This window comes from Streptomyces sp. NPDC102467 (assembly GCF_044765445.1).
In the GTDB taxonomy this organism is placed as follows: domain Bacteria; phylum Actinomycetota; class Actinomycetes; order Streptomycetales; family Streptomycetaceae; genus Streptomyces.
Map to the genome: position 1 here is coordinate 222422 of NZ_JBIWKA010000002.1, position 26793 is coordinate 249214.

The 26793-nt window shown below is 71.1% G+C and carries 21 protein-coding genes and 1 pseudogene; 10 read left to right on the plus strand and 12 right to left on the minus strand.

What is annotated here, in order from left to right; translation table 11 throughout:
• Positions 1-128: 128 nt before the first annotated feature.
• From ACIREE_RS04095 to ACIREE_RS04115, 5 genes are all read left to right on the plus strand, one after another.
• Positions 129-1547, plus strand: coding sequence for an extracellular solute-binding protein (locus tag ACIREE_RS04095; protein ID WP_404145879.1), 1419 nt, complete (start codon positions 129-131; stop codon positions 1545-1547).
• Between the two features lie 36 nt (positions 1548-1583).
• Positions 1584-2534 carry a carbohydrate ABC transporter permease gene (locus tag ACIREE_RS04100; protein ID WP_404145882.1) on the plus strand — a complete coding sequence of 317 codons (951 nt, stop codon included), beginning with the start codon at positions 1584-1586 and terminating at the stop codon, positions 2532-2534.
• Between the two features lie 42 nt (positions 2535-2576).
• Positions 2577-3452 carry a carbohydrate ABC transporter permease gene (locus ACIREE_RS04105; RefSeq protein ID WP_404146801.1) on the plus strand — a complete coding sequence of 292 codons (876 nt, stop codon included), beginning with the start codon at positions 2577-2579 and terminating at the stop codon, positions 3450-3452.
• Positions 3453-3536: 84 nt separating this feature from the next.
• A complete protein-coding gene (locus tag ACIREE_RS04110) occupies positions 3537-5135 on the plus strand; it encodes a glycoside hydrolase family 13 protein (protein WP_404145886.1) in 1599 nt (532 codons plus the stop codon).
• A gap of 238 nt (positions 5136-5373) precedes the next feature.
• Positions 5374-6816: a PP2C family protein-serine/threonine phosphatase gene (locus ACIREE_RS04115; RefSeq protein ID WP_404145888.1), complete on the plus strand. Its 1443-nt coding sequence runs from the start codon at positions 5374-5376 to the stop codon at positions 6814-6816.
• Positions 6817-6905: 89 nt separating this feature from the next.
• Here ACIREE_RS04115 and ACIREE_RS04120 read toward each other — a convergent pair whose 3' ends face one another.
• The gene (locus ACIREE_RS04120) at positions 6906-8396 is read right to left on the minus strand and encodes a hypothetical protein (RefSeq protein WP_404145891.1); all 1491 of its coding nucleotides are present in this window, start codon (positions 8394-8396) and stop codon (positions 6906-6908) included.
• Positions 8397-8628: 232 nt separating this feature from the next.
• On the opposite strand from ACIREE_RS04120, the gene ACIREE_RS04125 reads away from it, so the two are divergent.
• Together ACIREE_RS04125 and ACIREE_RS04130 are read left to right on the plus strand one after the other, a co-directional pair.
• Positions 8629-9780 (plus strand): aminoglycoside phosphotransferase family protein, encoded by a 1152-nt coding sequence (locus ACIREE_RS04125; RefSeq protein ID WP_404145893.1) that lies wholly within the window; start codon positions 8629-8631, stop codon positions 9778-9780.
• Between the two features lie 368 nt (positions 9781-10148).
• Positions 10149-12071 (plus strand): N-acetylmuramoyl-L-alanine amidase, encoded by a 1923-nt coding sequence (locus ACIREE_RS04130; RefSeq protein WP_404145896.1) that lies wholly within the window; start codon positions 10149-10151, stop codon positions 12069-12071.
• 55 nt (positions 12072-12126) lie between these two features.
• On the opposite strand, the gene ACIREE_RS04135 is transcribed toward ACIREE_RS04130, so the two are convergent.
• The 8 genes from ACIREE_RS04135 to ACIREE_RS04170 form a co-directional block, all read right to left on the minus strand.
• A complete protein-coding gene (locus ACIREE_RS04135; protein ID WP_404145899.1) occupies positions 12127-12624 on the minus strand; it encodes a hypothetical protein in 498 nt (165 codons plus the stop codon).
• Positions 12625-12680: 56 nt separating this feature from the next.
• Positions 12681-15563, minus strand: a complete 2883-nt coding sequence (locus tag ACIREE_RS04140; RefSeq protein ID WP_404145902.1) for an ATP-binding protein — start codon at positions 15561-15563, stop codon at positions 12681-12683.
• 100 nt (positions 15564-15663) lie between these two features.
• Positions 15664-16296, minus strand: coding sequence for a CGNR zinc finger domain-containing protein (locus ACIREE_RS04145; RefSeq protein WP_404145904.1), 633 nt, complete (start codon positions 16294-16296; stop codon positions 15664-15666).
• A gap of 177 nt (positions 16297-16473) precedes the next feature.
• Positions 16474-17388, minus strand: a complete 915-nt coding sequence (locus tag ACIREE_RS04150; RefSeq protein ID WP_404145907.1) for a universal stress protein — start codon at positions 17386-17388, stop codon at positions 16474-16476.
• A 180-nt stretch (positions 17389-17568) separates the two neighbouring features.
• Complete coding sequence (locus tag ACIREE_RS04155) at positions 17569-17811, minus strand: DUF397 domain-containing protein (RefSeq protein ID WP_404145909.1); 243 nt, start codon at positions 17809-17811, stop codon at positions 17569-17571.
• A gap of 117 nt (positions 17812-17928) precedes the next feature.
• A complete protein-coding gene (locus tag ACIREE_RS04160; RefSeq protein WP_404145912.1) occupies positions 17929-19104 on the minus strand; it encodes a thiolase domain-containing protein in 1176 nt (391 codons plus the stop codon).
• Positions 19101-20174 (minus strand): thiolase domain-containing protein, encoded by a 1074-nt coding sequence (locus ACIREE_RS04165; RefSeq protein ID WP_404145914.1) that lies wholly within the window; start codon positions 20172-20174, stop codon positions 19101-19103. The genes ACIREE_RS04160 and ACIREE_RS04165 overlap by 4 nt, the downstream gene beginning before the upstream one ends.
• Positions 20175-21140 carry a Zn-ribbon domain-containing OB-fold protein gene (locus tag ACIREE_RS04170; protein ID WP_404145917.1) on the minus strand — a complete coding sequence of 322 codons (966 nt, stop codon included), beginning with the start codon at positions 21138-21140 and terminating at the stop codon, positions 20175-20177.
• Positions 21141-21220: 80 nt separating this feature from the next.
• Here ACIREE_RS04170 and ACIREE_RS04175 point away from each other — a divergent pair, with 80 nt between their 5' ends.
• A complete protein-coding gene (locus ACIREE_RS04175; RefSeq protein WP_404145920.1) occupies positions 21221-21583 on the plus strand; it encodes a hypothetical protein in 363 nt (120 codons plus the stop codon).
• A 126-nt stretch (positions 21584-21709) separates the two neighbouring features.
• Here the strand turns inward: ACIREE_RS04175 and ACIREE_RS04180 are convergent, their stop codons facing one another.
• Positions 21710-22510: a crotonase/enoyl-CoA hydratase family protein gene (locus tag ACIREE_RS04180; protein ID WP_404145923.1), complete on the minus strand. Its 801-nt coding sequence runs from the start codon at positions 22508-22510 to the stop codon at positions 21710-21712.
• A gap of 187 nt (positions 22511-22697) precedes the next feature.
• On the opposite strand from ACIREE_RS04180, the gene ACIREE_RS04185 reads away from it, so the two are divergent.
• On the plus strand, positions 22698-24317 hold the full coding sequence (locus ACIREE_RS04185) for an acyl-CoA synthetase (RefSeq protein ID WP_404145926.1): 1620 nt from the start codon (positions 22698-22700) through the stop codon (positions 24315-24317).
• Here ACIREE_RS04185 and ACIREE_RS04190 read toward each other — a convergent pair.
• Positions 24275-25087 carry a class I SAM-dependent methyltransferase gene (locus ACIREE_RS04190; protein ID WP_404145929.1) on the minus strand — a complete coding sequence of 271 codons (813 nt, stop codon included), beginning with the start codon at positions 25085-25087 and terminating at the stop codon, positions 24275-24277. The two genes, ACIREE_RS04185 and ACIREE_RS04190, sit on opposite strands and share 43 nt — an antisense overlap.
• Before the next feature lie 53 nt (positions 25088-25140).
• Between ACIREE_RS04190 and ACIREE_RS04195 the strand changes: the two genes are divergently transcribed.
• Positions 25141-25992, plus strand: coding sequence for a GNAT family N-acetyltransferase (locus ACIREE_RS04195; protein WP_404145932.1), 852 nt, complete (start codon positions 25141-25143; stop codon positions 25990-25992).
• On the opposite strand, the pseudogene ACIREE_RS04200 reads toward ACIREE_RS04195, so the two are convergent.
• Positions 25926-26764: pseudogene (locus ACIREE_RS04200) on the minus strand (alpha/beta fold hydrolase). The gene ACIREE_RS04195 and the pseudogene ACIREE_RS04200 overlap by 67 nt on opposite strands.
• Positions 26765-26793 lie beyond the last annotated feature (29 nt).

A 26793-nucleotide genomic window follows, 5' to 3' on the forward strand; every position in this document is an offset into this window, starting at 1 on the left:
ACATCTTGCGGACATCCGTCGACGGTGCTTGAGTGTGGCACGCCCCGGCACGCACCTCCCCGTGCATCCAGTGCCGTGGGCCTCCACGCTCCTGCCTGCACAGGCTCAGGCCCGAAGGGGACCCACCGATGAGAAGCAGCACCTGGTCACGGAGTACCCGGCGAACGTCCGCGGTGGCCATCGCCACCGCCCTCGCCCTGGGCTCGCTCGCGGCCTGCGGCACCAGCAGCAGCTCCGACGACGGCGGATCGGGCGGCGCCGGGTCGAAGGCCGACATCAGCGCTCCGCTCGACCCGAAGACCAAGGTCACGCTGACCATCGACTGCATGCCGCCGAAGGCGAAGGCAGCCGAGCTGAAGGAGTGGAAGGAGGACGTCAAGGAGTTCAACAAGAAGTACCCGAACATCACGATCGACGGAAAGTCGACCGCGGGCCAGTGCGAGGAGCCGGCCCGGTTCACCGCCGCGCTCAAGGCGAAGTCGCAGCCCGACGTCTTCTACACGTACTTCACCGACCTCCAGCAGGTCCTCGACAACAACGGCGCCGAGGACATATCGGCGTACGTGACGCCGAAGACCGTCCCGGCGATCGACTCGATCGACCCGAGCGTGATGAACGCCCTGAAGAAGGACGGCAAGCTCTATGGCGTGCCGACCAGCAACTACACCATGGGCCTGCTCATCAACCGCAAGCTCTTCAAGCAGGCCGGACTTGACCCGGACAAGCCGCCGACGACCTGGGACGAGGTGCGCACCGCCGCGAAGAAGATAGCCGGGCTCGGCAACGGCATCTCCGGGTACGGCGAGTACAGCGCGGAGAACACCGGCGGCTGGCACTTCGCGGCGGCGCAGTACAGCCTGGGCGGCGAGATGGTCACCGCCGACGGCAAGAAGGCCGCGTTCAACGACGCCACCGGCAAGCAGGTCGTCCAGCACCTGCACGACATGCGCTGGACCGACGACAGCATGGGCAAGACACAGCTGCTGAAGTGGGGCGACCTGCAGAAGCAGATCGCGTCCGACAAGCTCGGCATGTTCCTCGCCGCGCCCGACGACGTGACGTACATGGTCCAGCAACTGGGCGCGGACTACGACAACTTCGGGATGGGACCGATCCCCGGCGGCAAGGCGACACTGTTCGGCGGCAACGACTACATGATCAAGAAGGGCTCGTCGCCCGACAAGATCAAGGCGGCCATCGCCTGGCTGAACTTCAAGACGCTCACCCCCGGCAAGGGACAGTTCCAGTGGGAGCGCACCAAGGCGGACAAGCTGCCCGTCGGGCTGCCGCAGCCGAACTTCTTCACCGGCGCCACCAAGGAGCAGGACCTCAAGTCCCGTACGGACAACGCCACGATGCCCGTGGAGAACTTCAAGCAGTTCATGGACAACCCGGTACCCGGCAAGGCTGAGCCGCCGAAGGCGCAGGAGATCTACAAGGTTCTCGACAACGTCATGTCGGGCGTCCTGACCAACAAGAACGCCGACATCGACAAGCTCCTGTCCACCGCCGAGCAGCAGGTCAACCAGGTGCTGGCCAACCAGTAAGCCGCCCCGCCGGTACCTGTGATCCGAGGAGTGACCATGTCGGCCCCGACGCTGCCCGCGAAGCCCCAGCAGGCCGCACCGCCCGTCAAGCGCCAACTCAGCACGTCTGACGGCTCGTTGGCGCGAACCGTGAAACGCAATCTCTCCGCTCACGGCTTTCTGATCGGTGCGGTGCTCTGCTTCTCCTTCTTCTCCTGGTATCCCATGGTCAGGGAGTTCATCCTGGCCTTCCAGAAGACGAAGGACGGCCGCACCACCTGGGCCGGCTGGTCCAACCTCACCTACGTCTTCAACGACCCGGCCTTCTGGCAGGCCTGGCGCAACACCCTGCTGTTCACCGCGCTGGCCCTGGTGCTCGGCTTCGCCGTCCCGTTCCTCATCGCGGTCCTGCTCAACGAATTCCGGCACGGCCAGGGCTACTTGAGGATGCTCGTCTACCTGCCGGTGATGCTCCCGCCGGTCGCCTCCGTCCTGCTGTTCAAGTACTTCTACGACCCCGGGTACGGCCTGTTCAACCGGGTCCTCGGCGTCTTCGGAATCCCCGGACAACAGTGGCTGCAGTCCACCGACACCGCGATGCTGTCCGTCGTCATCGCGGCGACGTGGATGAACATGGGCGGAGCAACTCTCATCTACCTGGCGTCACTTCAGGGCATCCCCGGCGAGCTGTACGAGGCCGCCGACCTGGACGGCGCGGGCCTGTGGCGCAAGATCTGGCACGTGACGATCCCGCAGACGCGGCTGATCCTCTCCCTGATGTTCCTCATGCAGATCATCGCGACGATGCAGGTCTTCACGGAGCCGTTCCTGCTGACGAACGGGGCGGGCCCGGAGGGCTCCACCACGACCGTCGTCTACCTCATCTACCAGTACGCCTTCAACTTCAACAACTACGGTGGCGCGGCGGCCCTCGGCCTCGTCCTGCTCGTCCTGCTCGCGGCCTTCTCCGCGGTGTACGTACGCCTCAGCCGCTCATCGGACGACTGACCGCCAAGGGAGTTGGGATTCACCGACATGGCTACCGACACGATGCGCCCCCGCACCCTGATCTCCCCGGCCCAGCTCGGCCGGCGCCGCGGGAAAATCATCTACTGGACCGTCTTCGGCGTGACCATGGCCCTGTTCACGCTGGTCTTCCTCGGCCCGCTGTACTGGATGGTCACCGGCGGCCTCAAGACCACCGCGGAGATCGTCCAGTCCCCGCCGACCCTCGTGCCGCACAGCACGCACCCGAAGAACTACCAGGACGCCTGGCACGTGATGGACCTCGCCAAGCTCCTGTTCAACACGCTCTACTACGCGTTCGGCGCGCTCGCCTTCCAGCTCGTCCTCGACGTGGCCGCCGCGTACTCCCTCTCCAAGCTGCGGCCGCTGTTCGGCAACGTCATCCTCGGCATGATGCTGGCGACGCTGATGATCCCCGCGACCGTCCTCGTCGTCCCGCAGTACCTGACCGTCCTCGACGTGCCGATCTTCGAACGCAACCTGTTGAACAGCCCCTGGGCGATCTGGCTGCCGTCCGTCACGAACGCGTTCAACATCTTTCTGCTCAAGCGGTTCTTCGACTCGATCCCGCAGGAACTGCTCGACGCGGCCTCCATCGACGGCGCCTCGGCCGTGCGCACCCTGCGCTCCGTGGTCCTGCCGATCTCCCGGCCGATCCTCGGCGTGGTCTCCATCTTCGCGGTCATCGGTGTCTGGAAGGACTTCCTCTGGCCGATGCTGACCCTGCCGGACCCGGCCAAGCAGACCCTGAACGTCGGGATCTACTCGCTGGCCAACGGCGTTCCGCAGAACCAGCTGATCGCCGCCCTCACCATCGCGTCGGTACCGACGCTGCTCCTCTTCCTGCTCTTCCAGCGCAACATCATGAGCGGCCTGACCGCGGGCGGCCTCAAAGGCTGACGTCCCCGGCCTCCTCTCCTCTCTTCTTCTCCGTGCCGCCGCGGTCCGCCGCGGCGTGCCCCGCCCTGCCCGAAAGGACCCTTCGTGGTGGCCGACGACTGGTGGCGTTCCGCAGCCATCTATCAGGTGTACGTCCGCAGCTTCGCCGACGGCGACGGCGACGGGACGGGAGACCTCGCCGGGGTCAGAGCGCGCCTGTCCTACCTGGCGGAGCTCGGCGTCGACGCGATCTGGTTCACGCCCTGGTACCGCTCACCGCTCGCGGACGGCGGCTACGACGTCGCCGACTACCGCGCGATCGACCCGGCGTTCGGTACGCTCGCCGAGGCCGAGAAGCTGATCGCGGAGGCCCGGGACCTCGGTATCCGCACGATCGTCGACGTCGTTCCGAACCACGTCTCCGACCAACACCCGTGGTTTCAGGCCGCGTTGGCAGCCGGCCCCGGCAGCCCCGAACGGGAGTTGTTCCACTTCAGGCCCGGTCGCGGCCCCGACGGGGCGTCGCCACCCAACAACTGGCCGTCGCAGTTCTCCGGCGACACGTGGACGCGGGTGCCCGACGGCGAGTGGTACCTGCACCTGTTCACCGCACAGCAGCCCGACCTCAACTGGGCCCATCCAGCGGTGCGCCAGGAGCACGAGGACGTGCTCAGGTTCTGGTTCCAGCGGGGCGCTTCCGGGGTCCGTATCGACTCCGCCGCGCTGCTCGCGAAGGACCCGCGGCTCGCCGACGCCACCGACGGTGACGAGAGCGGCTACGTCGACCGCGATGAGCTCCACGACATCTACCGTGCCTGGCGCGCCATCGCCGATGAGTACGACGGTGTCCTGATCGGCGAGTTGTGGGTGCCCGACCCGGAGCGCTTCGCCCGTTATCTGCGCCCCGACGAACTGCACACCGCGTTCAACTTCGACTTCATGTCCCGCGCCTGGGACGCGGCCGAACTGCGCGCGTCGATCGAGGGCACCCTCGCCTACCACGCGCCGGTGGGCGCGCCGGCGACCTGGGTGCTCTGCAACCACGACGTGACCCGCACCGTCACCCGCTACGGCCGCGCCGACACCCGCTTCGACTTCGCGGCCAAGCGGTTCGGCACGCCGACCGATCTGCCGCTCGGTCTGCGCCGGGCGCGGGCCGCGGCCCTGCTCTCGCTCGCCCTGCCCGGCGCCGTATACCTGTATCAGGGCGAGGAGTTGGGGCTACCCGAGGTCGAGGTGGCCCGCGACCGCATCGAGGACCCCATGCACTTCCGCTCCGGCGGCGTCGACCCGGGACGGGACGGTTGCCGGGTGCCGCTGCCGTGGACCGCGCACGGAGTGTCGTACGGCTTCGGGAACGGGGGCGAGCCGTGGCTGCCGCAGCCGGCGGACTGGGGCGCCTACGCCGCCGAGGAGCAGGAGGCGGAACCGGACTCGATGCTGTTGCTCTATCGCAGCGCCTTGCAGGAACGCCGCTCCCAACCGGGCTTCGAGGGAAGCGAGTTGACCTGGCTTCCCGCGCCCGACGGCGCGCTGGCGTTCGCCCGTACGGACGGTCTCGTCTGCGTCGTCAACCTCGGCGCCGCCGATGCGGTACAACTACCCGCGCACGAAGCGGTGTTGCTCGTCAGCGACGCACTCGACGACCAGGGCCGCCTGCCACGTGACACAGCGGTGTGGTTGCGGACGGTGCCCGAGACGTAGCGACCCTACGGCGTCCGGCCGGCCGCGACGGCGGCCGGGTGGACACGGCATACGCCGCACCCGGCCGTCCGTTCGACTGCGGCGGCCGGGAAGCGCGTTCCCGAGGACTAGGACATATGCCAGAAGCACCACCGCATCGTGTATGGCGAAATGCCTTACGAGGGCAGGCGGCCTGTGCAACAGTCGTAACCGGTCCTCCCATCCGCCGTGGCCCTCTGCGCCTGCATCGGAGTTCGTCATGCCCTCCCCTCTCTTCGCGGACCGCCCCGCCGGTCAGCCGCCGGAGCCTGGCACGGTCGACGCGCTGATCTCGCAGACGCGCCGACTGCTCGGCGACGTCGACGCGGTCCGTCGGGAGACCACGGGACCCGCGGGCGACGAGGCGGACCCCGAGACCCGGTGGCAGCGCGCGCTGTACGAGCTGGCGGTGCATCAACTCAGCGATCTCGACAAGCACTTGGCCCAACTGCGGGACGGCCCCGCGACCTCCGCCGGGCCCGCGCCCCGGACGGCAGGACCCGAACCTCGGCGCGGATCACTGCTGAGCCGGGTCGGCAGCGCCGAGTGGAATCTGCTGACCGACGAGGCCAGCTGGTCGGAGGAGCTGTACCGGATCCTCGGCCGCGACCCGGCCGCGCCCGCCCTGACCCTCGACGAGCTGCCGGCCCTGGTGCACAGCGACGACCAGCCGAAGCTGACCGCGATGGTCACGGACTGCCTGATCGACGGCAAACCGATCGACGGCGAGTTCCGCGTCATGCGCCCGGACCAGTCCGTGCGCACGGTGCACATGATGGGCGAGCCAGTGCTCGACGCCGACGGCGCGACCACCTCGATGTGGGCAGTGGTGCGCGACGTCAGCGAACTGCGCCGCAGCCAGCGCGCGGTGAGCGAGACCCGTGACTCGCTCCAGCGACAACGGCACATCGCGCAGACCGAGCATCGGCTCGCGGTCGAGCTGCAGGAAGCCGTGCTGCCGCCGCGGCGTGGCTCCCTGTGGCTCCCGCACGGCGGGCCCGACGCACCCGGCGGCCGAAGCGGTCTCGATGTCGCCGCCCGTCGCCTCCCTTCCTCCGTCGGCGGCCCGATCGGCGGCGATTGGTACGACATGCTGGAACTCCCCGACGGCCAGGCGCTGTTGGCGGTCGGGGACCTGATCGGACACGGCATCGCCGTCACCTCGGGCATGGCGATGCTGCTCGGCACCGTCCGCGGCCTCGCCTTCTGCGGCACCGCCCCCGACGAGCTGCTCGGCCGGCTGAATCACCTCCTCGATACCCCCACAGGGCCCTCCCTCGCCAGCGCCCTGTGCTGCCGGTACGACCCGGCGGCCCGCACACTGGCGTGGGCGCAGGCGGGACACCCCGCCCCGCTGCTCTTCCGCGACGGGACAGGGCGTGCGCTCACGCCACCCGAAGGTGTGCTCCTCGGAGCGACCTCCGGTGCCGTCTACGGGCAGGCACAGGAGACGCTGCGCGTCGGCGACGTCCTGCTGCTGCACACCGACGGCCGGGACGCGCGGCACACGACGGGTGACATCGCGGACCGTCTGCTCGCCCTGGCACCGCACCTGGCCGCGGCCCGTGACGCACAGAGTTGCGTACGCATGGTCGTGGACGAGATCGGCGCGGGAGAGCGCGAGGACGACGCCTGTGTTCTCGTCGCCCGGATCGGTGCCTGACGACGTACTGGTGGATGCGCCGACGTGGACGTGGGCGGCTGTACTGAGGGATGCGGCAACCGGTGGCTGGGTCAAGGCCTCCGTCGGTGCTACGCCTGGACGCGCTTCACGGTCGGCCTGGGCAGGGCCAGCTTGATCTCCCTGCGCAGATCCTCGATCTTCGGATAGCCGGCGAACTGCCCGGTGAGCCGGTACATCTCGCGCAGCCGGTCCCAGGTGCGATGGGACGAGTTCGACCCCATCGACGACAGGGCCAACCGCGCGTACCGGTCCGCCTGTTCGGGGTCGTCGGCAATGAAGCAGGCCGACGCCATCGACAGGTGGTCGAAGATCTTCGATCGGTCACGGCCGCCCGCGCGCAGCGCGAGGGCCTGCTTGGCATGGCGCTGCGCGATGATCGCGGCGCCCGGCTCGTGCTCGGCGAGGGTGCGGTAGGCCAGGGCCTGCATGCCGTGCAGATCCGCCTCGTCGAACATCTGCATCCAGCTCGGCGGCGCCACGTCGCCCCGGTCGGAGACGAAGAGATCCTCCGCCTCGCCGAGCGTGCGCCGCATCGCCTGGCCCTTGCCCATCGACGCCTGCGCCCAGGCCTCGATGGTGTAGAGCATGGCTCTGGTCCGGGGCAGCACCTCTTCGCCCGAGCCGGACTTGGCGAGCTTCATCAGGTCGAGCGCCTCGTCGGGCGCGCCCAAGTGGATCTTCTGCCGGGCGGCCCGTGAGAGGGCTTCACCGGCGCGCGGCCGGTCGCCGCCCTCGCGCGCGGCGTGCGCGGCGATGATGAAGTACTTCTGGGCCGTGGGTTCGAGGCCGACGTCGTGGGACATCCAGCCCGCGAGGACGGCGAGATTGGCGGCGACACCCCAGAGGCGCCGCTGCAGATGGTCGGGGTGACGGTAGGAGAGCATCCCACCGACTTCGTTGAGTTGGCCGACGACTGCCTTGCGCTGCAACCCGCCGCCGCGGGAGGCGTCCCAGGCTCGGAACACCTCGACCGAGCGCTCCAGTTCCTCGATCTCCTGCGACCCGATGGGGGCGGCCTCGTAGCGGTCGGACCCAGCAGGGTCGGCGTGCAGGGGATCGTCGGTCCTGGGGGCGTCGGCCGCGAGGGCCGGGTCGGTGTGCAGCCAGTCGTGCATGGCGCTGCTGAGTGCGGATCCCGCGGCGAGCGCGGCACCCGCGCCCACCAAGCCGCGTCGGTTGAGCATGAGGTCCATTCCCGTGAATTCGGTGAGGACCGCAGCTGTCCGCTCGGGCGCCCACGGCACTCCGTCGGGCCCCTGCTGTTCCAGGCCCCCGCCGCCCTGCCGTTTCCCCGTGCGCCCGTGTCGGACGAGACCGAGATCCTCAATGGTCACGACACGGCCGAGTCGCTCGGTGAACAGCGCCGCCAGCACCCGTGGCACCGGATCGCGCGGGATCTCTCCCATGTCGATCCACCGCCGTACCCGCGAGGTGTCCGTCGCCAGTTGGGGGTGGCCCATGGCCGCCGCCTGCCTGTTGACGAGTCGCGCGAGTTCGCCCTTGGACCAGCCGGCCAGGCCGAACAGGTCGTTCAGACGGGTGTTGGGTTGTCCGTTCACGTAAGCCCCCAGGTTCTCGGCTGAAATCGACAGTAGCCCTCTGTCAGTTGCTGAGCGACTATTCGCCAGGGTTCGCCAGGGTGCGCCAGCTGTTGTGCTTCTGCCCCTCGGGTGTCAGGTAGGAATGCGCCACCCCGACCCGGTCGCCGCAGGGCATTCCCCAGGGTGTACCGAATCGGCCGGGCCGGGCGGCGCAGGCAACTCGTCGGCACGCGAAGGGATCTGTTCGCCCATGTACACAGCATCGTCCTCCGTGTCCGCACCGCCCCGGCCGCCCCGTTCCGCCCGTCCGGCGGTGCCCGGCAGCGGCCCGTACCTCGACCCCGTGCGGCCCGCGGCCCCGGCGCTCGGGGGCGTCGGCCGACCGCGTCGAGCGCCGGGGCTCGGCACTCAACCGCTCAGCGGGAGACTCGACTTGTCCGGCCCCCAGGGCGCCCAGCTGCGCACGGCGATCGCGTCGGTGCACCGGATCTGCCCGGAGTTCCATCCGGTGCAGGTGCTGCGCCGCAGCCCGCGCTCCGTGCTGCTCGTCGGAACGACAGGGCGCAGCACCGCCGTCGCGAAGTGTTTACTGGACCACTCCCCCGTGTGGATGGAGCGGGTCCGGCACGAAATAGCCGCATACCGATCGTTCGTCCGACACCGGCCGCCGGTGCGGGTGCCGCGTCTGATCGCGGCGGACCCGGACAACGGCACGCTGGTGATCGAGCGGATGCCCGGCCGGGTGGCGGCCCTGCAGCGCCACCCCGCCGAGGCACCGCCGCGGGCGGACGTGCGCGCCACACTCGGCGCGATCTGCCGGCTCAACCAGTGGCGGCCTCCGGCGGGCACCTTCGACGCGCCACTGGACTACGCGGAGCGGATCAACCGGTTCCACGACCTGGGCCTGCTGACCGACCGCGACATGGGTGACCTGCAGAAGCTGCTGCACGGCATCGCCCACAACGCGGGGCGCGGCGGCATGGGCCAGTTCTGTCACGGCGACGCGCTGCTGTCGAACATCCTGCTGTCGCCCGCGGGTCCGGTGCTCGTGGACTGGGAGCACGCCGGCTGGTACCTGCCGGGGTACGACCTGGCGACGTTGTGGGCCGTCCTGGGCGATGCCCCGGTGGTGCGCCGGCAGATCAGTCAGCTCGCACAGTCCGGGGGCCCGGCGTCGCGCGACGCGTTCCTGGTCAACCTGATGCTCGTACTGACCAGGGAGATCCGTACGTACGAGACGGCCGCGCAGCGTTCGCTGCACGAGCAGACCCCGGCGGCACCGGGTCCGGCCCACCCCGGTGCTGCGCCGTCCGGCGAGGAGCAGCGGTTGTTGCTGCGCCGTCTGCACGACGACTGCAACATGGCCCGCAAGGCGGTCCGTGCGGCGGTCGGTACTCGCTGACGGGGACGAGGATCCGCGGTGCGCCCGGGAGGAACACGGCGCACCGCGGATCTTCGTCGTTCGCGGCCGGACACGGTTGAGGCATCTCCCGTTCCAAGGCCGCACATTGGTCTACGCCACTGACGCGTCGCAGGCGGTCGCACCACCGCACAGGAAACCCCTATACACGCCCGCTGACATGGGCAATCCTGGGGAAATCCGTTGCCCGCAGGATGATTGACGGATGGTCGGCGAGCCGATACCACTGACGCACAACAGGCCCGCACGCCCCGAAGCAGCCATCCGGCCATCAGCGCTCCCAGGAGGCACCGTTGCATCGGTCCACCCGTTCCAACCCCGGCAGACGAACTCGAGCGGGAGTACGGGCGGTGGGCACACTCGCCACAGCGGCCCTGCTGCTGCCGCTGCTCGGCGCCGCCCCTCCCCAAGAGGCGGGGGCGGCCCCGTCGGCGCGGCTGCAGGGCGCGTTCGCCGCAGCCGCCGCCGAGTACCAGGTGCCGCAGAGCGTGCTGCTCGGCGTCTCGTACCTGCAGTCGCGGTGGGACGCGCACGACGGCGCGCCGAGCGTCACCGGCGGCTACGGCCCCATGCACCTCACCGACGCGCGGACGGCGATCGCGAACACCGTGGCGCACAGCCACGCGGAGGGTGACGCCCGCGGCGACGACTCACGCGCTCCGCTCAAGGCCTCGCAGTCCGTCCCGGCCGACAACCAACTCCCGTACCGCCTCAAGACGTTGACCCGCGCGGCGGACCTTTCCGGTATCCCCGCGGAGCAGTTGCGCAGCGATCCCGCGGCCAATGTGCGCGGCGGCGCGGCCCTGCTCGCGGCCGCGCAGAAGCGCCTCGGCAAGCCGCTCAGCGACGCCCCGGCCGACTGGTACGGCGCGGTCGCGACGTTCTCCGGCGCGGATGACACGGCGACCGCGGCGACGTACGCGAACGATGTCTTCGCGGTGATCCGCGACGGCGAGCAGCGGACCACGGACGCCGGTCAGCACGTGACCCTCGCGGCCGAGCCGGACGCGAAGCCGCGGGCGGCGCAACTCGAAAAGATGGGGCTGCGCAAGGCGGACACGTCCGACACCGAGTGCCCGAGGACGGTGTCGTGCGAGTGGATCCCGGCGCCCTACGAGGAGTTCGGCGACGGGGACTACGGCAACCACGACCTGGCGGACCGCCCCAAGGACCAGAGCATCGACTACATCGTCATCCATGACACGGAGGCGACGTGGGAGCAGACGCTGAAACTGGTCCAGGACCCGACGTATCTGGCCTGGCACTACTCGCTGCGCTCGACCGACGGGCACATCGTGCAGTCCATCAAGGCGAAGGACGTCGGCTGGCACGCGGGCAACTGGTACGTGAACGCCAAGTCGGTCGGGCTCGAGCACGAGGGTTTCCTCGCGCAGCCCGACTCCTGGTACACGGAGGAGATGTACCGGTCCTCGGCGCGCCTCGTGACGTACCTCGCGAAGAAGTACGACATTCCGCTGGACCGGCAGCACATCCTGGGCCATGACACGGTGCCGGGGCCGACCACGTCGACAATTCCGTCCATGCACACGGACCCGGGCCCGTACTGGGACTGGTCGCACTACTTCGCGCTGATGGGCCGGCCGTTCCATCCCACAGCGGGAGCGCACGGCGGTGTCGTGACCATCAAGCCCGAATTCGCCACGAACAAGCAGGAGTTCACGGGATGCGACAAGGCGGGTCAGCCGTGCGCGCCGCACGGGTCGAGCGCGGTGCGCGTGTACACGGCGCCGAGTGAGGACGCCCCGCTCGTCAAGGACATCGGGCTGAGGCCGGGCGGCCAGGACTCGACGATCGACGTGAACGACATGGCGTCGCGCGTCTCGACGGGCCAGCAGTACGCGGTCGCCGACCGTAAGGGCGACTGGACGGCGATCTGGTACCTGGGCCAGAAGGCCTGGTTCAAGAACCCGAAGAAGCAGCCGACCGCCGTGGCCGCCAAGGGCTTTGTGGTCACGCCGAAGGCGGGCGCGACCGAGGTTCCGGTGTACGGGCGGGCCTATCCGGAGGCTACGGCCTATCCGGCGGGGATGACGCCGCAGGCGATCTCGCCGCTGCCGTACAAGCTCCTGGCCGGCCAGCGCTATGTGATCGGCGGGCGGACGACGGGCGAGTACTTCTACTCGCCCACGTTCGACACGACGACGCACAAGGTGGTCAAGGGCAAGGACGTGTACTACGAGATCCAGTTCGGGCACCGGATCGAATATGTGCGGGCCGCGGACGTCCGGGTGGTGCCGTCCGCGCTGTCCTGACCGGCCTGTTCCACCGGACGGTGGGGCCCGGGTCCGCGCGGGAGCGGACCCGGGCTCAGCCCTGCTGGAACAGCTCCGCGGGGAGCGGCTTGAGCAGCGCGTACAGGTCGTCGGTGATCGGACGGTCCCAGGACGCGATGGTCACGAGCACGTTGTCACTGCGGTCGAACTGGACACAGGAGATACGTGTCTCGGAGAGCTTCAGGCGGCGCACGATGAGGAGGTTGTCGCCCTGCATCACCGGGACGTCCTCGACGTCGGTGACTGTGACCTCCTCGTCGTTCTCCAGCGCGATGAGCAGCTGGGCGACCTCGAAGGGGATCTCGCCCTCGGCGATGTCCCGGGCCGGGGAACCCTCCGGCAGGTTGCCGATGATCATCGCGGGGCCGCGGCCGCCGAACAGGTCGTAGCGCAGGAACACGCCCTGGCAGCTGCCGTCGGGGGCGGGCAGCAGGCCCGCGCCGAGATTGCCCGGCCAGTCGCCCGGATCCATGGCCAGGACGTCGAAGTCGGGGCCCGCGGGGGTCGCTGCGCGGCGGCGGAGGAAGGACATGCCGACAATGGTACGTCGCCGGAGCAGGCACTTGGCCCCGGGGTTTGGCAGCCCGGCTACTCCCCCAGGGCTGCCGCCAGGCCTGTCCGGTCCGTGCCGACCTTGCGGTAGACCGCCGACAGGAGCCGTACCACCGTCTGCTCGTCGAGGTGCAGCTCCGCCGCGATCTCCGTCGGGCACAGCCCGCGCGCCGCGCACCCGGCGGCCGCCCGTTCCCGTGCGGTCAGGGTGTCCGTCGCCGCGCTGCGCAGCAGCCGGGGCCGCAGTCCCGCGGCGGCGAGCTCGTCGCGGGCCCGCTCCACGAGGCCGTCCGCGCCGCAGGCGACCGCCGCGTCCAGGCCGCGGTACAGCTGATCGGCGGCTTCCTTGGCGCGGCCCGTGCGGCGCAGTTCCGCGCCGAGGGCGACGAGCGAGCAGGCCAGCTCGTAGCCGGCCGGGGAGCGTTCGAGGTGGGTGACGGACTCCTCGAGGAGTTTGCCGCGGGCCGCGCCCGCGGAGACCTCGGCGGCGGCGCGCAGTGCCTGACCGATCGCGGACGGCGCCCCGAAGAGGCGGGCGCGTTCGACGGCGTCGTGGGCGGTGGCGAGCGCCCGCTCGGGGGCGTCATACGCCTCGGCGCGGGCGAGGTGCAGCTGCCAGGGGCACCAGGAGGGGTTGCGCATACCGCGCGGGTCGAGCCTGCGCCCGGCCGCCGCGAGCTCGAGGGCGGCGTCCTTGGTGTGGCCGAGGGCGAGCAGCAGCTCGCCGTACACGGTCTGCGCGTCGGGGAAGACCACGGCGGCGGGGAAGGGGGCCCCGAAGGCGTAGGTGTCCGCCACGGTCTCGGCCTCGGCTACCCGGCCGCGGGCGAGGAGCACCTCGACGAGGGTGCCGACGGCGTACCAGTGGGCGGGCGTGCCGGGTCCGACGCGCTCGGCGAGGCGCAGGCCGGCGCGCGCGAAGTCCTCGGCCTCGGCCAGCCGCCCGCGACGGTAGCGGACGTAGCCGAGCAGGGTGTACGCGAAGGAGAGATGGCCGCCGCGCCAGCCGGCGTGCTCGAAGTCGGCGATTCCCTCGATGAACAGTTCCTCGGTGCGGCCCGGACGGTCGGCGTAGAGGAAGGAGAGGGCGACGAGGACGGGGACCTCGAAGCCGCGGTCCTCGCCGGCGGCCCAGCGCAGCCCGCCGGCCAGGGCGCGGTCGGCGTACTCGATCACGGTGGCAGCGGGTTCGCCGCGCAGGGTGGCGTCCCAGGCGCGCAGCCCGATGATGTAGCGCTCGGTGAGGTCGCGTCCGGTCAGCCGGTCGGCAAGTCTGGCGAGCCGCCGGGAGCGGGCCGGCGACTCGGGTTCATCGGCGCGGAACGCGTCCCACATGAACTGCTCGGCCTGCATGCGCAGGCGGATCCGGGGGTCGGTGGTGCGACGCATCTCGCGGCTGAGGATCTCCGAGGCCTCGACCAACCGATCGCTGTGCGCGAGGACTTGGGAGAGCCGGTAGACGATGCCGTGGCGCAGCGCCGGGTCCGTGATGGGCTCCTCAAGGGCGGCGCGCAGATGGTTGACGGTGGTGGCGGGTTCGGTGAGCAGGGAGGCGCTGCCCAGTTCGTACAGGACGACGGCGCGGCCGTCGAAGGGCGGCGGCTCGCGCAGTGCGCGGGCCAGGTAGCGGCGGGCGGCGTCGGGGGCGCCCGCGCGGACGGTTTCGTGGGCGGCGGAGCGCAGTTGCTGGACGACCCAGGGGTCTCCGTCGGGGTGGGTCTCCAGGAGGTGGCGGGCGGCCGCGGACGAGCCGAGTCCCGCGTTGACGATGGTCCAGGCGGCCTGGCCGTGCAGGGCGACGCGGACGCCGCTGGGGATGGCGCGGTAGACGGCGGTGGCGATCAGCGGGTGGACGAACTCCAGGGTGTCCACGCCGGTGAGGACGCGGCCCGTGCGCAGCCGGTCGGCGGCGTCCGCGGCCTCCTCGGCGCCCACCCCGGCGACGCCCGCCGCGAGTTCGGGGGAGATCTCGGTGCCGAGGACGGCGCAGGCCCAGGCGAAGCGGACGGTAGAGGTACCGAGCCGTTCGAGGCGGGCGATGAGTCCGCTGCCCTTGACGGCCGCGGCGAGATCGCGCAGCAGGTGGGCGCCGTTCTCGGTCGGGGCGAGGCCCCGGTCGTGCACCTTCGCGGTCAACTCGACGGCTTCGAAAGGGTTTCCGGCGGTGACGGCCCAGCACTCGCGGCAGAACGCGTCGTCGGCGTGCGAGCCGAGCGACTCGCGGACCATCCGGGCGATGGCGGGCGCACTGAGCGGTTCGAGGCCGAGCGGCCGGCGGCCCGCGCGGCCGGGCAGACCCCGCAACGCCTGCGCGTGGTCGGGGAGTTCGTCGGGCCGGTAGGCGACGACGAGCAGCAGCGGGAGCTCCTCGGCGCGCGGCGCGAACGCGGCGAGCCAGCTCAGGGACTCCGGGTCGGCCCAGTGGGCGTCGTCGAGGACGAGGACCATGGGGGCGCGCTGCACGGCGAGGTGGGTGAGCACCCAGTCGAGGCCGTCGCGCAGGCCCTGCGGGTCGGGCGGCGCCCCGTCGGCGGCGGCGCACAGGCCGAGGGCGGGGCCGACGATGGCGTACCAACTGCCCAGTCTGGTACGGAGTTCGGCCTCGGGTACTCCGGCGAGCTGGGGCTGGACGAGCTGACGTGCGACATGGAAGGCGACGCCCTGCTCCTGGTCGCCGCCGCGGGCGTAGAGAACGGTGCAGCCCTTGACCGCGGCGCGCCTGCGCACCTCCGCGAGCAGCGACGTCTTGCCGAGCCCTGCGGGTGCGGCGACGGCGAGCAGGGCGCCGTGCGGCCGCTCGGGCGGCTCGACACCGACGGGGCGCAATCCGGCCAGCTCGCCGAGGGCCTCGTCGACGGCGGCGAGTTCGCTCTCGCGCTCGAGCAGTGTCCGCCTGCCCCGGCCTCCGCGCTGCACCATGACCTACCCCCAGCCGCGGTGGTGCGCCCGGCGCGGGGAGCCGGTGCACGCCGCGGGTTCCAGGTGTCTCAGCGTACGCCGATCGGGTCGGCCCGGAGCGTCATGTGGCCTTATGCGTAAGGGAGTTGTGCCGTTCATGGTGACGGGCCACCCGGGCCCGGTTCCCGCAGGACGGCTTGCACCACTCCTGACGCGGGTGCTCCTTGAGGAAGTACCGCACGCAGCGCGGCGCGTGGCAGGCCCGCAGCCGCTGCCGGTCGGCGCCGGCGAGGAAGGCGAGCGCGGCGCGGGCCAGCGCCGCGGTGAGCAGGTCGGCCTCGACCGCGTCGGCCGTGTTCGTCTCCCGCAGGGCCGGGGCGTCGGCGCCCTCCGGCCAGTGCAGGACGGGGACGGTGGGCACGCGCGCGGCCGCCGTGTTCAGGCGGGCCAGTGCGTCGGCGACGGGCAGCAGGCGGCGCGCGTCGGCGGGGCTGGGCTCACCCGGGCGCACGGCGCGCGCGAACAGCGCGCGCACGGCGGCCCGCACCTCCCGGACCTGACGCAGGTTCTCCGCGTCGCCGGTGAACCCCTCCTCCAGGGGGAGCGCGGCGGCGTGGTCGCGCACCCATGCGGTGAGGCTCTCGGGCACGAGAAGGTCGTCGGCGACGCCGCCGCTCCCGTCGTGGCGCAGGGTGAGGGCGAGGTCGAGGACGAGCCGGGTGCCGTCGGGTCCCGCCGTGCTGATGTCACGCATGGCTCTAATGATAGGTTCCGCGTCAACCATTAGCGATCGCCTGCGCGCCGACGCGTCGACGCGTCCCTCGACAGCCGCCAGAGTCGTTGGCCGCGCTGGAACGACGTAAGCGTCGCGCCCGGCCGGCTCGACGAGCCGGCCGGGCGCGGATGCGTCGTGCTGTGCCGAGCGGCCCGCTCACTCAGTCGGGTTCTCCGCCGGGGGTACGACCGCGACCGGGCTCGCCGCGTGCAGCAGTACGGCCTGGGTGACCGAGCCGAGCATCGGAGCGGGGCGAGTGAAGCGGCGGCGGTGCCGGCCGACGACGACCAGATCGGCCGCGCGCGAGTTCTCGACGAGATGACCTGCCGCGTCGCCGGGCGCGACGTAAAGGTCGACCTCTACTTTAGGGTGAGACTTCCGCTGTGCGGCGACGGCCGCGTTGGCCAGATCCAGCGTCTCGCGCTCGGCTGCCTCCTGGTCGACCGTGGTCGGCGTGAAGTCGCCGAACGCGGTCCAGGCGAGTACCGGCCACGGAAAGGCGGCGACCACCTGCAACCGTGCGCCGGTCCGCTCGGCGTGCTCGAAGGCGAAGCCGAGCACAGTCTGGTCCGGGTCGTCGGTCTGCAGGCCGACGACGACGCGCGGTCCGGGCGGTACGGGTGCGTCGCCGTGCACCTCGCGCCCCGGCGGCGGCACCACGACGACGGGGCAGACGGCATCGCGGGCGGCAGCCACCCCGTTCGAGCCGAGCAGCAGGCTGGCGAAGCCGCCGCGACCGCGTGAGCCGAGCACCAGCAGCTGCGCCTCGGCGCTCATCTCGGGCAGCACCGCGGCGGGCATCCCCTCACGGCTGATGAACTCCAGCGGCGGCGGCCCCTCGCGTGCCTCCAGCGCCTTGCGTACGTCCCCGATCACCCGGTCGTCGGCGGGCTCGTCGGGCCCTGCCACGAGCACGGCGGGCTGAAGTCCGGGCGCGTACTGCCGTACATGTACGACGCGCAGGTCCGTGCCGCGCCGGACCGCCTCGGTGAGCGCCCAGGCCAGGGCGCGCTTGCTGTCGTCGGACCCGTCGACCGCGGCGACGACGGGCAGGGGGTGCGGCGTGCTCATGTTTTCTTCGCCTCCGACACCGGGCACATTGGTCGTGCCCTCTTTGACCGGCTGTTCCTGTGGCCAGGCTCGCGCACACAAGAGCCACAGGACAGGTCCGAAGGTCACGTGTCGGAAACCGAGCGGGAAATTCGGTCTACGTATTCGTTTCTACGTCTACGTCAAGGTCTACGTCTCCGTCTACGTCAGGTCGAACTCGCCCTCCCGGGCGCCGAGCACGAAGGCTCCCCACTCGTCCGGCGTGAAGATCAGGGACGGACTCTCGGGGCTCCCGCTGTTGCGCATCGCGATGAATCCCTCCACGAAGGCGATCTGGACATCGCCCACTCCCCTGCTGCTGGAGTGCCAGTCCGCCTTGCTCAGGTCCAGGTCCGGCTTGTCCCACCCCATGAGCGGGTGCTGGTCGATGGTGCTTTCGGCCACGTCCGTGCTCCTCCCGGTTCGTCGTCCGTGCGCCAGCCTAGCGATCGGTTCGTACCCCGGACAGGCCGCGAAGGCGGCGATCGTCCGGCGGGCGCTCATCGGGTACGCGTCGGACGATCATCGCGTCGGCGGTTCGGCGCCGACGAGCCACATGGAGAAGAACTGCGAGCCGCCTCCATAGGCGTGCCCGAGTACTTTGCGGGCGCCGTCGACCTGGTGCTCCCCGGCCTGTTCACGTACTTGCAGGGCGGCTTCGGCGAAGCGGATCATGCCGGAGGCACCGATGGGGTTGGTGGACAGGACGCCACCCGACATGTTCACGGGCAGGTCGCCGTCGAGTTCCGTCACACCCGCCTCGGTGAGTTTCCAGCCCTCGCCCTCGTCGGCGAAGCCGAGGTTCTCCAGCCACATCGGCTCGTACCAGGAGAACGGCACGTACATCTCGACGGCGTCGATCTCGCGGCGCGGGTCGGATATGCCCGCCTGCCGGTACACGTCCGCGGCGCAGTCCTTGCCGGCCTGCGGCGACACGAAGTCCTTGCCGGCGAAGAGGGTGGGCTCGCTGCGCATGGCGCCGCCGAGCAGCCAGGCGGGAGGCCGGGGTGAACGGGCCGCCCCCGCGCGGTCGGTGAGGATCATCGCGCAGGCGCCGTCGGAGGAGGGGCAGGTCTCGGAGTAGCGGATGGGGTCCCACAGCATCGGCGAGGCCTGGACCTTCTCCAGGGTGATGTCGTGTTCGTGGAGGTGGGCGTAGCGGTTCTTCAGCGCGTTGCGCCGGTCCTTGTACGCGACGAGGGAGCCGACGCTGTCGGGCGCGCCCGTGCGCCGCATGTAGGCGCGTACGTGCGGTGCGAAGAAACCGCCGGCCCCGGCCAGCAGCGGCTGCTGGAACGGGATGGGCAGCGACAGCCCCCACATGGCGTTGGATTCCGACTGTTTTTCGAAGGCGAGGGTGAGGACGGTGCCGTGGACGCGGCCCGCGACGAGGTTGGTGGCGACGAGCGCGGTCGAGCCGCCCACGGACCCGGCGGTGTGCACGCGCAGCATCGGTTTGCCCACGGCGCCGAGCGCGTCGGCTAGGTACAGCTCCGGCATCATGACGCCCTCGAAGAAGTCGGGCGCCTTGCCGATGACGACGGCGTCGATGTCGGCCCACGTCAACTCGGCGTCGGCGAGCGCCTCTTGGGCGGCCTCGCGGACCAGCCCGGCGAGGGACACGTCGCGGCGGGCGGCGACGTGCTTGGTCTGCCCGATCCCAACAACGGCCACGGGCTCCTTGGCTGTGCTGTTCATCGCTGGTCCCCTCCTTCTTCTCCTTCGAGTACGGCGACCAGGTTCTGCTGGAGGCAGGGCCCGGAGGTGGCATGGGCGAGTGCCCGGTGGGAGTCGCCGCGGTGGATACGAGCCGCGGCCTCGCCTATGCGGATCAGCCCGGCGGCCATCACCGGGTTGGCGGCGAGCGCGCCGCCGGACGGGTTGACGGCGACGTCATCGCCGAGCCGCAGCGCCTTGCGCAGGACGATTTCCTGCGAGGTGAAGGGGGCGTGCAACTCGGCTGTGTCCACGGGCCGTTCGAAGGCGCCCGCGTTCTCGGCGGCGAGCCGCGCGGAGGGCGAGTCGGTCAGATCGCGGACTCCGAGGCTGTGCGCCTCGATGCGGTGGTCGATGCCGCGGATCCAGGCGGGCCGCTCGCACAGGTCGCGGGCCCGGTCCCCGGCGGCGAGGATCACGGCGGCGGCGCCGTCCCCGATCGGCGGGCAGTCGCCCGTGCGCAGGGGATGGACGACGTAGTCGCCCTGCGCCACCGCGGCGCCGCGCAGTTGGGCGTGCGGGTTGGCCTCTGCGGCCCGGCGACTGCGCGCGGCGACACCGGCCAGGGCGGGTTCGTCGGTGTCGCCCGCGTCGATCAGTGCCTGAGCCTGGAGCGCGGCGAGCGCGACGGAGTCGGGCCACAGGGGGGCGACGTAGTACGGGTCGAGCTGCCGGGTCAGTACGTCACGCACCGAGCCCGGCGACGACTTCCCGTACGCGTAGACGAGCGCGGTGTCGGCCTCGCCGGTCAGCAGTTTGGTCCACGCCTCGTACAGCGCCCACGCGCCGTCCATCTCGACGTGCGACTCGGAGATCGGCGGCCACGCGCCGACACCGTCGAGCGCCATGGTGAAGGAGAAGGCGCGCCCGGCGAGGTAGTCGCTCGACCCCGAGCAGGTGAACCCGATGTCGCTGGTCTTCAGGCGCGTCGCGTCGAGCACCTCGTGCAGCACGGGCATCAGCATCTCGACCTCCGACTGCTCGTCGGTGGTGCGCCGGTGGTCGGTCTGCCCGAAGGCGACGACGGCGATGTCCCGGATCGGCGGCCGCATTCAGATCAGCTCCTTGTACGTGTCGTAGTCGGCGTCCGGTTCGCCGGTCGGCCGGTAGTGGTCGGGGTAGCGCCCGCCCTCGCTCCACACCGGTTCGACGCGCAGGCCCATCCGGACCTGGTCGTACGGGATTCCCGCGATCCGGCCGTGGAGGGCGAGGTCGGCGCCGTCGAGGGCGATGTGCGCGTAGACGTAGGGCAGTTCGATGTCGAGGTTCTTCGCCTTGACGTTGACGATGCAGTACGTGGTGACGGTGCCGGCCGGGCCGACCTCGACCTGGTCGGTGGTGGCGACGCCGCAGGTGGGACAGGCGCCGCGGGGCGGGACGTACACCTTGTGGCAGGAGGGGCAGCGCTCGCCGACGGTGCGGTTGTCCGCGAGAGCGTTGATGTACCGGCTCTGGGCGGCGCCGGGGCCGTAGGTGTAGTCGAGGCGGGCGGGTGCGACGATGCCGGTGACGGGATTCTCGAACTCCCCCGTGTGCGGTGCGACTTGATGGGCCGCGGCACCGGCGTCGTCGTCCGGTTCGAAGCAGGCGATGTCCGTGATGGCGCCGGTCCGTTCGTCGGCCCATCGGATGCGGACGCGCTGACCGGTGCGGACGGCCTCCGGCCCCGGGGCGTCGAGGGCGTGCAGCAGGGCGGTGTCGGCGCCGTCGAGCTTGACCAGGACCCAGGCGAAGGGGGTGTCGAGGGGCTGCCCCCGCCGGGGTTCGGGGTTCCAGGCCCAGGTGGTGACGGTGCCGGCGGCGCCCACCTCGACCAGGTCGCGGATCTCGTCGGCGGTGACGGGGTCGTACTCGACCGGCGGCACGAGGACGCTGCCGCTGGTCGTTCGCACGCCGAGGACCGTCCGGTCGCGCAGCCCGGTCAGGAAAGCGCTCTGGACGGGGCCCAGGGAACGGGTGAAGGGAAACTCCACGACCAACGGTGCGCGGAGAACCTCCGGTTGGGGCGGGGGCGTCATCGGGGCTCCTTTGGGGTGCGGGGGTGTTTTCGTTTGGGGAGTGCGTGTGGGGGCCGGGGTTGTGGATTGCCGGTCTCGTCGTGGTGATCGCGGGGCTGCGTCTGCGTCGCGGATGGGCGTTGCCGAGTGCGGGTCTCGTCGTGGTGATCGCGGGGCTGCGTCTGCGCCGCTGGTGTTCGTTGCCGAGTGCGGGTCTCGTCGTGGTGATCGAGGGGCTGCGTCTGCGTCGCGGATGGGCGTTGCCGAGTGCGGGTCTCGTCGTGGTGATCGAGGGGCTGCGTTTGCGCCGCTGGTGTGGGTTCCCGACCGCGGGTTTCGTCGTGGTGATCGCGGGGCTGCGTCTGCGCCGCTGGTGTTCGTTGCCGAGTGCGGGTCTCGTCGTGGTGATCGCGCCGTTCCCCGCGCCCCTGAAGGCGCGGCTTCGCCGCGGCCTTCATCGATGAGATGCCGCACGCAGTGCGCATCTCAGGGGCGCGGGGAACTGCGCGAGAAGCCCCACCGGCCCGCACCCGGCGACGAACGAGCAACGGGGCAGACGCCGAGCCGAGCGGGGGCTGCGCGGGGCACCACTACTCCCGTCGGAACACCGCGGGCCGCTTCTCCGCAAAGGCCCGCGCCCCCTCCCTCGCATCGGCCGTGTCGAAGATCGGCCACCCACGCTTCAGCTCCGAGGCCAGGCCCTCCGCCTCCGAGACCCCGGCCGTCTCGTACACGGACGCCTTCACCGCCTCCACGGCCAGTGGCCCGCACGCATTGACCCGCTCGGCGATCTCCAGCGCCGCATCCAGAGCCGTACCGTCCGGGACCACCCGCCCCACGAGACCGATCGCGGCCGCTTCCGGAGCCGGATACGGGCGCCCCGTCAGCAGCATCTCCAGGGCGTGCGTACGCGGGATCTGCCGCGGCAGCCGAACCGTCGAGCCGCCGATCGGGAACAGGCCTCGTTTCACCTCGAACAGCCCGAACGTCGCCGACTCCCCCGCCACCCGGATGTCGGTACCCTGAAGGATCTCCGTGCCGCCCGCGACGCAGTACCCCTCCACCGCCGCGATCACCGGCTTGCGCGGGCGGTGGTGGCGCAGCATCGCCTTCCAGTGCAGGTCCGGATCGGCCTTCAGGCGGTCGCGGTACTGCTCGCCCTCCATCCCCTTCCCGGCCAGCGCCTTGAGGTCCATCCCCGCGCAGAACGATCCGCCGGCCCCGGTGAGCACGACCGAGCGGACCGTGTCGTCGGCGTCGGCTTCGAGCCACCCGTCGTACAGGCCGACGAGCATCGGCAGGGAGAGGGCGTTCTTGGCCTCGGGCCGGTTGAGCGTGAGGACGAGCGTCGCGCCCTCGCGCCGCACGTCGAGATGTTCGGTCCCACCCATGACTGCCCTCCAGTCGGCCTGCGGCGCCTCAAGGCTCCTGAGACCAGAACAGGTTGCAGGAGGGGGCGGGCCAGTTCAAGAGTTTTCTGACACTCAGTCAGATTTCTTCTGCGGGGCCCCTTCCGCCTTCCCACCGTCTCTGTTCTGATGACGGCCACATGAGATGGGGCCACGGTCAGGAGGAGCGGTGGAGTACAACCTTGCCGACCTGTTCGAGTCGGTCGTCGACGTGGTCCCGGACCGCGAAGCACTCGTCCACATCGACCACCCCGGCACGGGTGCGGAGCGCAGGCTGACGTACGCGCAACTCGACGCGGCGGCCAACCGCGTCGCCCACCACCTGATCGACAGCGGGCTGCGCCCCGGCGAACACCTGGGCCTGCACCTCTACAACGGCATCGAGTACCTGCAGACGGTGCTCGGCTGCCTCAAGGCGCGGGTGGTCCCGGTCAACGTCAACTACCGTTACGTAGAAGAGGAGTTGATCTACCTCTATCGGGACGCGGATCTGGCCGCCCTGGTCTTCGACGCGGAGTTCACCGAGCGTGTGGCGGCGGCGCTGCCACAGACGGAGAAGCTGCGGCACCTGGTGCGGGTGGGGGCTCCGGCACCGGACGCGCCGCCGCTGAAGGCCGTGGACTTCACCGAGGCCGAGGCCGCGTCGTCGCCCGAGCGCGGGTTCGCACCGCGGTCGGCGGACGACCAGTTCATCATCTACACCGGCGGCACGACAGGCATGCCCAAGGGTGTGATGTGGCGTCAGGAGGACTTGTTCTTTTCGGGGTTGGGTGGAGGAGCGCCGACGGGCGAGCCCGTATCGCGGCCTCAGGAGCTCGCGGAACGGGTGGCGGCCGGCGGCGACGGGATCACCTTCTTCCCCACTCCCCCGCTGATGCACGGCACGTCCACCCTCACGGCGTTCATCGGTTTCAACTTCGGTCAACGCATCGTGATCCACAGCAAGTTCGTGCCGGAGGAGGTACTGCGCACGATCGAGAAGGAGAAGGTGACGAGCATGTCACTGGTGGGCGACGCGATGCTGCGCCCCCTCGTCGACGCGCTCAACGGCCCACTGAAGGGCACGGACTGCTCGTCGATGTTCAGCGTCTCCTCGTCGGGCGCCATCATGTCGGACACGGTGCGCGCCCAGTTCCAGGCGCTGGTCCCGACCGTGATGCTGCTCAACAACTTCGGTTCGTCGGAGTCCGGCTTCAACGGCACCGCGACCGACGACTCGGGTGCGGGCCAGGGCTTCCGGCTCCGCGTCAACTCCCGTACGCAGGTGGTCGATCTCGCGACGCACGAGCCGGTCGCCGTCGGCGAGGTGGGCCGTCTCGCGCAGCGCGGCCATGTCCCGCTCGGCTACTACAACGACCCGAAGAAAACCGCGGAGACGTTCTTCCAGAAGGGCGACGAGCGCTGGGTGTTGCTCGGCGACATGGCCACGGTCGACGAGGAGGGCATCGTCACTGTCCTCGGCCGCGGCTCCCAGTGCATCAACACCGGTGGCGAAAAGGTCTACCCGGAAGAGGTCGAGCAGGCCCTCAAGTCCCACCCGGACGTCTACGACGCGCTGGTCGCCGGGGTCCCCGACGCGAAGTGGGGCAACCACGTGGCCGCCGTGGTCCAGCTCAGACCCGGCGCCCCCGCCCTCACCCTGGACGCCGTCCAGGACCACTGCCGCACGCACCTCGCGGGCTACAAGATCCCCCGCCAGCTGGTCGTGACGGACAGCATCCAGCGGTCACCGAGCGGCAAGGCCGACTATCGGTGGGCGCGGACGGTGGCCGCCGAATCGACCGGCTGACCCGGACCGCGCCGCGCGGTGAGCACCGGCTGGTAGAAGCCGGTGCTCTGCGGTGCGTGCCAGGTGACATCGGTGAAGCCCGCACGCAGCACGAAGCCCGTCAGCTGTTCCTTCGTCAAGGCCCAGTACGTGGTGCGGCGCTCCCGCACGCGCCAGTCGTCGGCCTGCCCGGTCAGCTGGAGGTGCCGCAGGTCGTAGCGTTCGCCGCCGTCGTGCCAGTGCCAGAGCTGGAGAGTGATCGTCTCCCGGCCGTCGGTGTCCGTCGACAGCTGCGGTGGCGGCGCCGTGGGCCGGGTGCGGCGCGCCTCGTCATAGTCGCGGACCGTGAGCAGCAGCAGCCCTTCGTCGCGGAGCACCCGGCGCAGGCCGGTCAGCGCTGCCAGCAGGTCGTCGGGTGTGAGCAGATGCGGGAGGGAGTTGTCGGCGCACACCGCCGCGTCGAACGTCGCGGGACCGAACGGCAGAGCGCGCAGGTCCGCGGCGGCCGTGGGCAGGGACACGCCGCGCGCGGCCGCCTCGGTCCCCGCGCGAGCCGCGGCCCGCGGGCTCAGGTCCGTGCCGACGACCCGGTGACCGCGGCCGGCCAGGCCGATCGCCTGGGTGCCGATACCGCAGGCGGCGTCCAGAATCCGGTGCGGGCCCGCGCCGAGGGCGGCCCCGACGAGCGGGTCGAGGGAGCGCGCCTGGGCCTCCATGCTCGCGTCCCAGTCCTGGAAGATCCGGTGATAGCCGGGGGCGAGGTCGTCGTAGAAACGGCGCACGGAGGACATGGCCGTACCTTAATCCGGTTGCCCGGCGCCCGGGCCGCTGCTGGAGTGGGCGGATGGATCAAGAAGCGGTGCTGGCTCTCTTCGACCGGCAGTTGCGGCGCGAGGCGCGGCCCGACGAGCCGGGGGCGCGGGTCGAGCGGGTCGGCGATGTCGTGCGGCAGGTCGGCCCGGGAGCCGGCTGGAACGGGGTGCTGTGGTCGGGACTCGACGCGGCGAGCGCCGATGCGGCCATCGCCGAACAGGTGCGGTTCTACGCCGAGTTGGGCGTCGAGGCGGAGTGGAAGGCGTACGGACACGACCGGCCCGGTGATCTGGGAGCGCGGTTGATCGCCGCCGGGTTCGTGGCCGAGGAGACGGAGACGCTGCTCGTGGCCGAGACGGCCGGTCTTGCGTTCGACGTCGCGCCGCCGAACGGGATCCGGCTGCTGCCCGTCACCGGGGAGGCGCAGGTCGAGCTGGTCGAGCAGGTGCATGCGCGGGCTTTCGACAGCGGGCGGTCCTCGATCGGCCACCAGGTGCGTCAGCAGCTCGCGGGGGATCCGGCGACCGTGCCCGCCGTGGTCGCGCTGCACGGCGACGAGCCGGTCAGCGCCGCCCGGCTCGAACTGAACGCGGGGACGGACTTCGCGAGCCTGTGGGGCGGCGGCACCGTGCCCGCATGGCGGGGACGCGGCATCTACCGCTCGCTCGTCGCGTTCCGGGCGCGCATCGCGGCCGAGCGAGGGTTCTCGTACGTACACGTCGACGCGTCGCCGTACAGCAGGCCGATCCTGGAGCGGCTGGGGTTCGTGGTGCTGGGGACGACCACGCCGTACGTTCTTGAGGCGAGCGGCCACCTTCACTCGGCCGACAGGAACTCCGCCACCCGCGCCACGAAGAACGCCTCGTCGTCCAGCCAGGGGTAGTGCGCGGCGCCGGGCTGCACCACGACCCGGCCCCGCGAGTAGCTCTGCGCGGCGCGGTGCACGAGTTCGGGGCGCGGGCCGCCGTCCAGCTCACCGGCGAGCAGCAGTACCGGGGCGTCGAGGCGGGTCAGCGCGGCACGCGTCGCGGGCGGATCGTAGGCGCCGTCGGCGGCGTAGAGCACCTCGGCGCGCTCGTTCGTCTGGTCGTCGGTGCGGGCCGCGTGCGCCTGCGCGCGCTCGTCCCAGCGCCCGTAGAAGAACGCGTCGTAGAGGTAGTCCGCGTCGTCCCGCCCGGCGAGCAGCTTCTCGTACTCGGCGTACGCGGCCTCGAACCACGGTTCATGGCGCCGCAGTTGGGCCGCCGCGCGCCGCTCGTCTACGCTCGCCCGCAGGCCGAGGGCCCGCTGTGCGGAGGTGACCAGGACGAGCCGGGCGATCCGCTCCGGATGGCGGGCCGCGTACAGGACGGCGAGGTTGCAGCCCGCCGAGTGGGCCAGGACGTCCATCCGTTCGAGCCCGAGGTGGACGCGGAGCGCCTCGACGTCGCCGATCTGCCGGTCGCAGCGGTACGTCGTCTCGTCGGCCGGCGCCGCCGACTTCCCGGTGCCGCGCAGGTCGGGAGGTACAGGGTCCGGTGGGCGGTGAGGCCGCCCAGGTCCCCGAGGCACTCGGACGCGCGCATCGGACCGCCCGGCAGGCACACCAGCGGCGGGCCCGAGCCGCGGACGTGACAGGCGAGTTCGGTGCCGTCCGGTGCGGTGAACGTGAACATGGCGTGATCATCACAGGCCGGCGGTCCGG